Below are 10,610 nucleotides of genomic sequence, written 5' to 3' on the forward strand. Positions count from 1 at the left end.
TCTAACCAGACGGTTCACGGCTCCCGCCACTGGTCGACGCCAATATTGGTGGGCGTGGCGCGGGCCGAAGTGCTGGCAGGACCCGGCGGGCTGTGCTCATATGTGGCGCACACGCATGTGCGACCGACCGTGCAACGGACCTGCCCCGCCCCTGCCCGACTCCGACATCCGGGGGTCCCCGCCATGAGCAGAGCCGAACAGCCGTCCCGCAGAACCGTCCTGGCCGCCGCGGTCGTCGCCGCCGTCACCGCGAGCGCGGGTCCGGCGGCCGCCGACACCGAGATCTCCATGACGCACGACACCGACACCGCGCACCCCGCCCGGGCGGTCCCGGCCCGCACCGTGGACAACCGGGCCTGGGTCTCGTACGGCGACTGGCGCGGCGGCACCGCCCGGGGCACCCGCGCCGTCGCGGGCGCCCGCCCGGGCCTGGCGATCGCGAAGCCCGCCGGCACCACCGACTACAAGGACCCGCACACCGGCACCACCGCCCCTTGGGAGTACGGCACCTGGACGTCCCCCGTCCACCGGCTCGCCGTCCCCGCGACGGAGGCGATCGTCTCCTGGAACGCGCGCACCCCGGCCGGCACCTGGATCCAGGCCGAACTCAAGGCCACCTACACCGACGGCACCAGCAGCCCCTGGTACGTGATGGGCCGCTGGGCGTCCGGCGACCAGGACATCAAGCGCACCTCGGTCGACGACCAGAGCGACGGCAAGAGCACCGTCTGGACGGACACGCTGGCCGTCGACGACCCGGCGACCGGCCTGCGCCTGACCTCCTGCCGCCTGCGCCTGACCCTGTACCGCATGCCCGGCGGCAAGGCCACGCCCACCGTGTGGCGGCTCGGCGTGATGGGGTCCGACGTCCCCGACCGGTTCACCGTCCCGGCGTCCGCGCCCGGCCTCGCGAAGGAACTGGCCGTCCCGCGGTACTCGCAGGAGATCCACAAGGGCCGCTACCCCGAGTACGACAACGGCGGCGAGGCCTGGTGCAGCCCGACCTCCTCCCAGATGATCATCGAGTACTGGGGCGGCCGGCTCACCCCGAAGCAGCTGGCCTGGGTGGACCCCTCGTTCACCGACCCGCAGGTGTGCCACGCGGCCCGCTTCACCTACGACCACCAGTACGGAGGCTGCGGCAACTGGCCCTTCAACGCCGCCTACGCGGCCACGTTCAAGGACCTCCAGGCCGTGGTCACCCGGCTCGGCTCGCTCACCGACCTGGAGAGGCTGATCGCGGCGGGCATTCCGGCCATAACGTCCCAGTCCTTCCTGAAGGAGGAGCTGACCGGCGCCGGGTACGGCACCGCCGGGCACCTGATGACCGTCATCGGGTTCACCGCCGCCGGCGACGTGATCGCCAACGACCCCGCCTCGGCGAGCAACCAGGCCGTGCGGCGCGTCTACCGGCGGCGTGAGTGGGAGAACATCTGGCTGCGGACCAAGCGGTACAACGCCTCCGGCAAGGTCGTCTCCGGCACCGGCGGCGTCTGCTACCTGTACTTCCCGGCGCGCCCGACCGCGGCCCAGCGCAAGGCGCTGACAGCCGTGGGCGTGCGCGTGTGACGAAGCTCTCGGCCGCAAAAGCCGCTTCGGGTGGCAAGGTGGGCGGAAATCCGGGGGAAGTCCGCCCGCCTCGAAGGATCAGCGAGAAGTCATGACCGCACACTCAGTCACCGCCGCCGGTGTCCGTACGGGCGGACCCAAGGACGACGGCCCGAAGATCGTCGAGCAGATCGTGGGCTGGACGCTCGTCGTGGTCGTCGCCATGCTCGTGACCCGGCTCGGGCTGCTCTGACCCCGGCCCGGAGCGCTGTGACCTGACCCACGACCCGGCCCTGCGACCTGCCATACTGCGGATGTCCCTCCTCGCCCGCCTGGAACCAGGGTCGAAATTGAATATCAGTCAACAGCCTGCCGCGCGCCCCAGAGCTCGCGGCACCGAGCGCTCGCTGGCGCGCCGTGCCGAACTCATCGCCATCGGCCGGAGGTTGTTCGCCGACACGTCCTACGACGCCCTTTCGATGGACGACATCGCCCGGCAGGCGCACGTCGCCAAGGGGCTCATCTACTACTACTTCCAGTCCAAGCGGGGCTACTACCTGGCCATCATCCAGGACTCGGTCACCGACCTGGTCACCCTGGCGGCGAGCGGACTCGAACTGCCCCCGGTCGACCGTGTCCAGCGCACGATCGACAGCTACCTGCGCTACGCCGAGAACCACCAGGCCGCGTACCGCACGATCATCAGCGGCGGGGTCGGCTTCGACACCGAGGTGCACGCCATCCGGGACGGTGTGCGCGAGGCCATCGTCGCCACCATCGCCGAGGGCGCGTACGGCCGCGTCGACATCACCCCGCTGGCGCGGATGGGCCTGCTGGCCTGGGTGTGCAGCGTCGAGGGCGCCACCCTCGAATGGATCGACCGCCCCGAACTGCCCCGCGACACCATGTGCGAGCTGCTGGTGAAGGGCCTCGGCGGCGCCCTGCGGGCGATCGAGGACCTGGACCCCGCCTACCCGGCCCCGCAGGCGGCCGCCCGCCAGGACGCGTGAGACGGGGGCGGAGGGCCCGTCACGGTCCCTCCGCCCCCGCATCGCCCCGCCTTACTTGATGGCCCTGATCAGCTCACCGTTCGCCGTGTCGCCGCTCAGCTCCCAGAAGAACGTGCCGCCCAGGCCCTGCTGGTTCTTGTACGTCATCTTGGTCCCGATGGTCGCCGGGGTGTCGTAACTCCACCAGTTGTTCCCGCACTTGGCGTACGCCGTGCCGGCCACCGTCCCCGTCGCCGGGCACTTGGCCTTGAGCACCTTGTAGTCGTCGATGCCCTGCTCGTACGTGCCCGCCGCCGGTCCGGTCGCGGTGCCGCCGGGGGCCGACTGGGTGACGCCCGTCCAGCCGCGGCCGTAGAAGCCGATGCCGAGCAGCAGCTTCGAGGCGGGGATGCCGAGGCCCTTGAGCTTCGCGATGGTCGCCGATGTGTGGAAGTTCGCCTTCGGAATGCCGGAGTACGAGGTCAGCGGAGAGTGTGGGGCCGTCGGGCCGGCGGTGTCCCAGGCGCCGAAGAAGTCGTATGTCATCGGGTTGTACCAGTCGACGTACGGGGCGGCGCCCGCGTAGTCCGCCGCGTCGATCTTGCCGCCCGGGGTGGCGTCGGCGGTGATCGCCGCGGTGACGAGGTTGCCGGAGCCGAACTTGGCGCGCAGGGCCTGCGTCAGGTTGCGGAAGGCCGCCCTGCCGCTGGTGTCGCAGGTGGCGCCGCAGGCGTTCGGGTACTCCCAGTCGATGTCGATGCCGTCGAAGACGTCTGCCCACTTGGAGTTCTCGACCAGGTCGTAGCAGGACTGGGCGAAGGCGGCCGGGTTCCTCGCGGCCTCACCGAAGCCGCCCGACCAGGTCCAGCCGCCGAAGGACCACAGGACCTTGAGGTTCGGGTGCTTCTGCTTCAGCTTGCGCAGCTGGTTGAAGTTGCCGCGCAGCGGCTGGTCCCAGGTGTCGGCCTTGCCGTCGACGGACTCGGCGGCGGTGTAGGCCCGGTCGGTGGCCGCGTAGCCGTCGCCCATCGCGCACTTTCCGCCGGTGACGTTGCCGAAGGCGTAGTTGATGTGGGTGAGCTTCGCGGCCGAGCCGGACGTCTCGATGTTCTTGACGTGGTACTTGCGGTCGTAGGTGCCCCATTCGGTGAAGTACCCGATGACCTTGGAGCCGGCGGCCTCCTGAGCCGAGGTCGCCGCGGTGGCGGTCGAGGTGCCCGCGCCGGCCAGGAGACCGGCGCCGAGGACGGCGCAACAGGCCGCGGACACGATGGTCCGGAAGCGGGAGCGGTGGGGGGTGTGCATCCGGTGTCTCCTCGTGGGGAGAGGGAACGCGTGCCGATTGGCATGAACGCGATGAATCGGTGAAGCGAAACGGTAGGAGGACTAGACCAGTTCGGTCAATGGTGCGGACCAATTTCGATCCGGCGGATGCGCTCGGCTATTACCTGAAGTAAGCGGTCGTTAACTGGTGACGGGATGCCTCCGATCGGGCATACTCACTGCGCACAGCCGCTGGTCAGCAGCTTCCGAGACCCGGGACTGCAAGCATCGGCCAGGCAGCAGAACGACCCGGCGGCGCCGCCCCCACCCATGGGCCCGTCCGCCAGTGCCCGACAGGGAGGAGAGCGTCGCCATGCCCGACCGCGCCCCGCAGCCGGTGGACCGACAACTGCCCACGGAGGAGGCCCGGGAACTGATCTCGCTCGTCCGTGACATCGCGCGGCAGGAGATCACCCCGAAGGCGGCCGAGGAGGAGGAAACCGGCCGCTTCCCGCGGGACCTGTTCACCCTGCTCTCGCACTCCGGGCTGCTCGGCCTGCCCTACGCGTCCGAGTACGGAGGCGGCGACCAGCCGTACGAGGTCTATCTCCAGGTCCTCGAAGAGCTCTCCGCGGCCCGCCTCACGGTCGGCCTCGGTGTCAGCGTGCATACCCTGTCCTCCTACGCGCTCGCCGCCTACGGCACCAAGGAGCAGCAGGTCGAGCACCTGCCCGGGATGCTCGGCGGCGGCATGCTCGGCGCCTACTGCCTCTCCGAGCCGCACTCCGGATCGGACGCGGCGGCCCTGCGCACCAAGGCCGTGCGGGACGGCGACGGCTGGGTGATCACCGGCACCAAGGCCTGGATCACCCACGGCGGGATCGCCGACTTCTACACGGTCATGGCGCGCACCGGCGAGGAGGGCCCGCGCGGGATCACCGCGTTCCTGGTGCCCGGCGACGCGCCGGGGGTGAGCGCGGCGGTGCCCGAGAAGAAGATGGGCATGAAGGGCTCGCCCACCGCCCAGGTCCACTTCGACGGCGTGCGGATCTCCGACGACCGGCGCATCGGCGAGGAGGGCCAGGGCTTCGCGATCGCCCTGTCCGCGCTCGACTCGGGGCGGCTCGGCATCGCGGCGTGCGCGATCGGCGTGGCGCAGGCGGCGCTCGACGAGGCGCTGGCGTACGCGGCCGAAAGGCGCCAGTTCGGCAAGGCGATCGCCGACTTCCAGGGGCTGCGCTTCATGCTCGCCGACATGGCGACGCAGATCGAGGCGGGCCGTGCGCTCTACCTCGCGGCGGCGCGGCTGCGGGACGCGGGCCGGCCGTTCGCCCGGCAGGCGGCCATGGCCAAGCTGCACTGCACCGACACCGCGATGCGGGTCACCACCGACGCCGTGCAGATCCTCGGCGGCTACGGCTACACCGCCGACTTCGCGGTCGAGCGCTACATGCGCGAGGCCAAGGTGCTGCAGATCGTCGAGGGCACCAACCAGATCCAGCGGATGGTCATCGCCCGCCATCTCGTGGGTCCAGAGGAACGCTGAACTGGTCGAGGCCCCGCCAGGGCGCCGCGAGCCGCATCCACTCCGGGTCGTGCCGGCCCGGGAGGGTGCGGCCGCCCTCGGCCCAGGTCCGCATCAGGTCGCGGTAGATCGGCGGGTCCTGGTAGCGCGGCGCGGGCGGCCGAACCGATTCTGCGGGTGCCGGGACGAAGAGGAGGCGCTGACGCCCGGTCACTGACGAGATGGGGGTCATACCAGGGCAACGCGGCGGAGGCCGGACAGGTCACCGGATGGTGGAATCGGGCGTGCGTTCAGGGCTGCCCCCTTGTCGCTCCGCTCCGGACACACCGAACCGCACCACGGCACACTGCGAGCCGTGGTGCGGTTCACTCACCGGGGTGGAGCGAGAGGGCCGGGAAGGCCCGCGCTCAGGCTGCTTCGGGGCGCATGACGGGGACCCTGATCGGGCGCGAGCCCGGGCCGCCGACGTGCGAGAAGGGCTGGGTCCGCCAGTCGAGCCCCTGAGGGAGCGTCAACAGCAGGGCGGTGTCCTGCTCCTGAGGATCCGCGGACTCGTCCGCGGGGCGGGCTTCCGTGGCCTTGCGGCCGGTGCCGGCACAGACCGTGAGTCCGAACGGGTTCCACGGCGAGGCGCACAGCGCGTGCTCCGGCAGAACCTCTTCGTCCGCCAGCAACGCGATTGGCTGAGCGCAGTCCGGGCAGACGACCCGGAACATCTCGAAGGTGTCGTAGAAGTCGAGCTCGTCGTCGAAGGCGTCGGGTTCGACGCCCTCCGGCTCGGGCTCGACTACGAGCTGCGGCCTCTTGGGCGCGGTGCGACCAGGGCGCTTAAGACTCTGCATTGGGTTCTCCCCCTCGGACTGGGCCGTTCAGGCACTGAGGCCTCGGCCACAGCAAGCACTTCCCGTCCCCTCTCGGCGGTAATCACGAGAGCATCACGGAGACCGTTCGAGCCCTGTGGCGTTCGTCACATGCCGCGCGCAGGTGCCCGCTGTGGTGGATTTGTCCCCCGGACGGCTGACCGTCGACTTCCGGCCACATCACAAACCGGGCATGACCTGGGCTGCTCAGGTATCCGAGGAGATCAACGGCACTGTAGGTTCTTGCGCCATGGAGGAGCTGGACCGACAGATCGTGCAGCTGCTCGTCAAGGACGGGCGGATGAGCTACACCGACCTGGGCAAGGCCACGGGTCTTTCCACGTCGGCCGTGCACCAGCGGGTGCGCCGGCTGGAGCAGCGCGGCGTCATCCGCGGCTATGCCGCGGTCGTCGACCCGGAGGCCGTCGGGCTGCCCATGACCGCGTTCATCTCGGTCAAACCGTTCGACCCCAGCGCGCCCGACGACATCGCGGAGCGGCTCGCGGGCGTGCCGGAGATCGAGGCCTGCCACAGTGTCGCGGGAGACGAGAACTACATCCTCAAGGTGCGCGTCGCGACGCCGCACGAGCTGGAGGAACTGCTGGCCCGGGTGCGGTCGTTGGCGGGGGTCTCGACACGGACGACGGTGGCGTTGTCCACGCCGTACGAGGCGCGGCCGCCGCGGATCTGATCGCCGTCGGGCGTAGAGGGCGACCCTTGTTCGGAGTGATCGGGGTCAGGCGCGAGACTGTTGTCCATGAGTGAGTCCAGCGCCCCGTCGAAGACCGTCCTGCTCCGTCGTGGAGAGGTGCACAGCCCCGCCGATCCGTTCGCCACCGCGATGGTCGTGGAACGCGGGCAGATCGCCTGGGTGGGGTCTGAGGGGGCCGCCGACGCCTTCGTGGACGGCGTCGACGAGGTGATCGACCTCGACGGCGCGCTGGTCACCCCGGCGTTCACCGATGCGCATGTGCACACCACTGCCACCGGCCTCGCGCTCACCGGCCTCGATCTGTCCGCCGCTCCCTCCCTCGAGGCCGCCCTGGCCCTCGTACGGGACTTCGCCGGCTCCCGCCCGGACGACCGCGTCCTGCTCGGACACGGCTGGGACGCCGCCCGCTGGCCCGGCGGCCGCCCCCCGACGCGTGCGGAGCTGGACGAGGCCACCGGACACCGGCCTCTCTACCTCAGCCGGATCGATGTCCACTCGGCCGTCGTCAGCACCGCCCTGCTCGACCTGGTTCCCGACGTCGCCCGCGCGGACGGCCCCCTCACCGCCGACGCCCACCACGCCGTACGGGCCGCCGCGTTCGCGGGCGTAACGCCTCAGCAGCGCCTCGACGCGCAGCGCGCCGCGCTCGCGCACGCCGTCTCGCTCGGCATCGGCACGGTCCACGAGTGCGCCGGCCCGGAGATCTCCTCCGAGGACGACTTCACCGGCCTGCTGCGCCTCGCCGCCGAGGAGCCCGGGCCGCGCGTCGTCGGCTACTGGGCCGAGCAGGACGTCGCCAAGGCGCGGGAGCTGGGCGCGATCGGCGCCGCGGGCGACCTGTTCGTCGACGGCGCCCTCGGCTCGCACACGGCCTGCCTGCACCAGCCGTACGCCGACGCCGGCCACCGGGGCAATGCCTACCTGGACGCCGCCGCCGTGGCCGCCCATGTCGTCGCCTGTACCGAGGCGGGCCTCCAGGCCGGCTTCCACGCCATCGGCGACGCGGCGGTGGACGCCGTCGTCGAGGGCGTGCGCGCCGCCGCCGAGAAGCTGGGCCTCGCCCGCGTCCGAGCCGCCCGTCATCGCGTCGAGCACGCCGAGATGCTCACCCGGGACGCGATCACGGCCTTCGCCGAACTCGGCCTCACCGCCTCCGTGCAGCCCGCCTTCGACGCCCTGTGGGGCGGCGAGGGCGGCATGTACGCGCAGCGGCTGGGCGCCGAGCGGGCGAGTGCGCTGAACCCGTTCGCCGCCCTGCTGCGCGCCGGTGTCCCGCTCGCCTTCGGCTCCGACAGCCCGGTCACCCCGCTCGACCCGTGGGGCACGGTCCGGGCCGCCGCCTTCCACCGCACGCCGGAGCACCGTGTCTCCGTGCGCGCCGCGTTCACGGCGCACACGCGCGGCGGCTGGCGGGCCGTGGGACGGGACGACGCGGGCGTCCTGGTCCCGGGCGCCCCCGCCGACTACGCGGTGTGGGGCACCGGCGAACTCGTGGTGCAGGCCCCGGACGACCGGGTCGCCCGCTGGTCGACGGACCCCCGCTCCGGCACCCCGGGTCTGCCCGACCTGACCCCGGGCCGCGACCTGCCCGTCTGTCTGCGCACCGTGGTGGGCGGACGCACGGTCTTCGTACGGCCGGGCGAGTGATCTACGGGGGTGGCGCGCATGCGATCGAGTGCCGCGCCCCCGGCGCGCGACCTGCGCATCCTCCGCACTGACCAGGCCTTTGCCGGACAATGCGCAGGTCAAACGGCTGTTGACAGGCGGCCGCAGGTGGCCGGTAGGTTCTGCGGAGTCCACCACCGGACGCCCGACCGGGAACGTCCGCGCACTCGCCGCAGCGCCGCCGGGTCAGGGACGGTGTGCCGCACCGGGCACCGCCACTGGGAGCCAGGCTCAGGCCGGTACAGCGCCGAGGGAACGTTCCGGCCGGTCGGGGAGGTGTGACCCGGGAGGGGCCCGGACGTTCAGTAGACAACGGCTTTCGGTCGATCCGCAGCCAGCGGGTCCCAGGTCGGCCCGAAGGGCGCCGGGCCCCCATCCGCCCGTACGCTCGCCCGCGAAAGCGCATTCTTACCCCCGCCTCGCGGATTCGACACCACCGTTCGAACGTCCTGTCGCGTCATCGCAGGCCGGGCCCACTATGGTGGATCCCTGCGTACGGACTTGAAGGGGCATCAGTGAACGACGGCGACGGAACCCTCGCGGCAGGAGCCCAGGGGAGGAAGTTCGGCCCGCTCGGCACGGCCTTGGTGATCATCCCGACCTACAACGAGGCGGAGAACATCAAGAGCATCGTCGGCCGGGTGCGCGAGTCCGTCCCCGAGGCGCACGTACTCGTGGCCGACGACAACAGCCCGGACGGCACGGGCAAGCTGGCCGACGAGCTGACGGTCGAGGACGACCACGTCCACGTGCTGCACCGCAAGGGCAAGGAGGGCCTGGGCGCCGCCTACCTGGCGGGCTTCCGCTGGGGCCTGGAGCGCGACTACGGCGTACTGATCGAGATGGACGCCGACGGCTCCCACCAGCCCGAGGAACTGCCCCGTCTGCTCACCGCCCTCAAGAGCGCCGACCTGGTGCTCGGCTCGCGCTGGGTGCCCGGCGGCCGGGTGGTGAACTGGCCGAAGTCCCGTGAGGTGATCTCCCGGGGCGGCAGCCTCTACTCCCGCCTCGCGCTCGACCTGCCACTGCGCGACATCACCGGCGGCTACCGGGCCTTCCGCCGCGAGACCCTGGAGGGCCTCGGCCTCGAGGAGGTCGCCTCGCAGGGCTACTGCTTCCAGGTCGACCTGGCGCGTCGCTCGGTCAAGGCCGGCTACCACGTGGTCGAGGTGCCGATCACCTTCGTCGAGCGGGAGCACGGCGACTCCAAGATGAGCCGCGACATCCTCGTCGAGGCGCTGTGGCGGGTCACGGCGTGGGGCGTGGGGGAGCGGGTCGGCAAGGTCACGGGGCGCGGCGGCAAGCCGGACCGGTCCTAGCGGATCTCCGGGGCGCTCTCGGGAGCGGCTGATCTGCCCTTATCCCGGACTGAGCCGGGTCCAGGCACACTGGAGGCATGACGACTGGCGCTCAGACCCCCAGTACCCCTGCCCGGCCCCGGCGCTCCCGGCTGCGTACGTTTCTGCCGTTGGGGCTCGCCGCGTGGCTCGTGCTGGAGATCTGGCTGCTCACGGTGGTCGCGGGGGTGTCCAGCGGGCTGGTGGTCTTCCTCGTCCTGCTCGCGGGCCTGGTCCTCGGCTCGGTCGTGATCAAGCGGGCCGGCCGGCGCGCCTTCCGGAACCTCTCCGAGGCGCTGCAACAGCAGCAGGGCGGTGCGATGCCGACGGCGGCCCGGCCGAACAGCGAGGGCAACGGCCTGATGATGCTGGGCGGACTGCTGCTGATCATCCCCGGCCTGGTGTCGGACGCGGTGGGCCTGCTCCTGCTGCTGCCGCCGGTCCAGAAGGCAGTGAGCCGCTCCGCCGAGCGCACCTTCGAGCGCAAGCTCCGCGAGGCCGACCCGGGCACCCTGGGCGGGGCGTTCCAGCAGGCCCGGATGCACCGCCCCGACGGCAAGGTCGTCCAGGGTGAGGTCATCAGGGACGAGCCGGGCGACGCCCCCAGGGAGCCGCGCCCGCCGCTGACGCACTGAGCGTCCCGGCAGCCGGGCCCACGAGGCCCGCATACGCGCACGACAAGAACCGCGGGCGCCGTACGCGAAGTACGGC

Annotated in this window: 11 protein-coding genes; 8 read left to right on the forward strand and 3 right to left on the reverse strand. The window is 71.6% G+C overall.

The annotated features are described in order from the left end of the window. Nucleotides 1–183 precede the first annotated feature (183 nt). The 3 genes from ACFT4A_RS39635 to ACFT4A_RS39645 all read left to right on the forward strand — a co-directional run bounded on the left by ACFT4A_RS39635 (nucleotide 184) and on the right by ACFT4A_RS39645 (nucleotide 2,558). Nucleotides 184–1,569: a peptidase C39 family protein gene (locus tag ACFT4A_RS39635; RefSeq protein WP_382840728.1), complete on the forward strand. Its 1,386-nt coding sequence runs from the start codon at nucleotides 184–186 to the stop codon at nucleotides 1,567–1,569. Nucleotides 1,570–1,660: 91 nt separating this feature from the next. After that, a complete protein-coding gene (locus ACFT4A_RS39640; RefSeq protein ID WP_382840731.1) occupies nucleotides 1,661–1,801 on the forward strand; it encodes an SCO1431 family membrane protein in 141 nt (46 codons plus the stop codon). 97 nt (nucleotides 1,802–1,898) lie between these two features. Further along, nucleotides 1,899–2,558, forward strand: a complete 660-nt coding sequence (locus ACFT4A_RS39645; protein WP_382840733.1) for a TetR/AcrR family transcriptional regulator — start codon at nucleotides 1,899–1,901, stop codon at nucleotides 2,556–2,558. Between the two features lie 51 nt (nucleotides 2,559–2,609). Here the strand turns inward: ACFT4A_RS39645 and ACFT4A_RS39650 are convergent, their stop codons facing one another. After that, nucleotides 2,610–3,842, reverse strand: a complete 1,233-nt coding sequence (locus tag ACFT4A_RS39650; RefSeq protein ID WP_382840736.1) for a glycoside hydrolase family 18 protein — start codon at nucleotides 3,840–3,842, stop codon at nucleotides 2,610–2,612. Between the two features lie 331 nt (nucleotides 3,843–4,173). Here ACFT4A_RS39650 and ACFT4A_RS39655 point away from each other — a divergent pair, with 331 nt between their 5' ends. Further along, the gene (locus ACFT4A_RS39655; protein WP_382840739.1) at nucleotides 4,174–5,346 is read left to right on the forward strand and encodes an acyl-CoA dehydrogenase family protein; all 1,173 of its coding nucleotides are present in this window, start codon (nucleotides 4,174–4,176) and stop codon (nucleotides 5,344–5,346) included. Here the strand turns inward: ACFT4A_RS39655 and ACFT4A_RS39660 are convergent. Beyond that, nucleotides 5,309–5,557, reverse strand: a complete 249-nt coding sequence (locus ACFT4A_RS39660) for a hypothetical protein (protein WP_382840741.1) — start codon at nucleotides 5,555–5,557, stop codon at nucleotides 5,309–5,311. The two genes, ACFT4A_RS39655 and ACFT4A_RS39660, sit on opposite strands and share 38 nt — an antisense overlap. Nucleotides 5,558–5,732: 175 nt before the next feature. Next, on the reverse strand, nucleotides 5,733–6,167 hold the full coding sequence (locus ACFT4A_RS39665; protein WP_382840744.1) for a hypothetical protein: 435 nt from the start codon (nucleotides 6,165–6,167) through the stop codon (nucleotides 5,733–5,735). 268 nt (nucleotides 6,168–6,435) lie between these two features. Between ACFT4A_RS39665 and ACFT4A_RS39670 the strand changes: the two genes are divergently transcribed. The 4 genes from ACFT4A_RS39670 (at nucleotide 6,436) to fxsA (ending at nucleotide 10,534) form a co-directional block, all read left to right on the forward strand. After that, on the forward strand, nucleotides 6,436–6,876 hold the full coding sequence (locus ACFT4A_RS39670; RefSeq protein WP_382840758.1) for an Lrp/AsnC family transcriptional regulator: 441 nt from the start codon (nucleotides 6,436–6,438) through the stop codon (nucleotides 6,874–6,876). A gap of 66 nt (nucleotides 6,877–6,942) precedes the next feature. Beyond that, nucleotides 6,943–8,544, forward strand: coding sequence for an amidohydrolase (locus ACFT4A_RS39675; protein WP_382840746.1), 1,602 nt, complete (start codon nucleotides 6,943–6,945; stop codon nucleotides 8,542–8,544). Between the two features lie 533 nt (nucleotides 8,545–9,077). After that, nucleotides 9,078–9,881 (forward strand): polyprenol monophosphomannose synthase, encoded by an 804-nt coding sequence (locus tag ACFT4A_RS39680; RefSeq protein ID WP_382840748.1) that lies wholly within the window; start codon nucleotides 9,078–9,080, stop codon nucleotides 9,879–9,881. Between the two features lie 77 nt (nucleotides 9,882–9,958). Continuing rightward, nucleotides 9,959–10,534: an FxsA family membrane protein gene (gene fxsA / locus ACFT4A_RS39685; protein WP_382840751.1), complete on the forward strand. Its 576-nt coding sequence runs from the start codon at nucleotides 9,959–9,961 to the stop codon at nucleotides 10,532–10,534. Nucleotides 10,535–10,610: the final 76 nt, after the last annotated feature.

The sequence above is a fragment of the Streptomyces sp. NPDC057099 genome (assembly GCF_042671245.1).
In the GTDB taxonomy this organism is placed as follows: domain Bacteria; phylum Actinomycetota; class Actinomycetes; order Streptomycetales; family Streptomycetaceae; genus Streptomyces; species Streptomyces purpurascens.

What these genes read in the sequence shown, in the direction of transcription:
- ACFT4A_RS39660 (WP_382840741.1), bottom strand. Translation starts at nt 5,557, where the DNA reads ATGACCCCCATCTCGTCAGTGACCGGGCGTCAGCGCCTCCTCTTCGTC.
- ACFT4A_RS39640 (WP_382840731.1), top strand. Translation starts at nt 1,661, where the DNA reads ATGACCGCACACTCAGTCACCGCCGCCGGTGTCCGTACGGGCGGACCC.
- ACFT4A_RS39650 (WP_382840736.1), bottom strand. Translation starts at nt 3,842, where the DNA reads ATGCACACCCCCCACCGCTCCCGCTTCCGGACCATCGTGTCCGCGGCC.
- ACFT4A_RS39655 (WP_382840739.1), top strand. Translation starts at nt 4,174, where the DNA reads ATGCCCGACCGCGCCCCGCAGCCGGTGGACCGACAACTGCCCACGGAG.
- ACFT4A_RS39665 (WP_382840744.1), bottom strand. Translation starts at nt 6,167, where the DNA reads ATGCAGAGTCTTAAGCGCCCTGGTCGCACCGCGCCCAAGAGGCCGCAG.
- ACFT4A_RS39635 (WP_382840728.1), top strand. Translation starts at nt 184, where the DNA reads ATGAGCAGAGCCGAACAGCCGTCCCGCAGAACCGTCCTGGCCGCCGCG.
- fxsA (WP_382840751.1), top strand. Translation starts at nt 9,959, where the DNA reads ATGACGACTGGCGCTCAGACCCCCAGTACCCCTGCCCGGCCCCGGCGC.
- ACFT4A_RS39670 (WP_382840758.1), top strand. Translation starts at nt 6,436, where the DNA reads ATGGAGGAGCTGGACCGACAGATCGTGCAGCTGCTCGTCAAGGACGGG.
- ACFT4A_RS39675 (WP_382840746.1), top strand. Translation starts at nt 6,943, where the DNA reads ATGAGTGAGTCCAGCGCCCCGTCGAAGACCGTCCTGCTCCGTCGTGGA.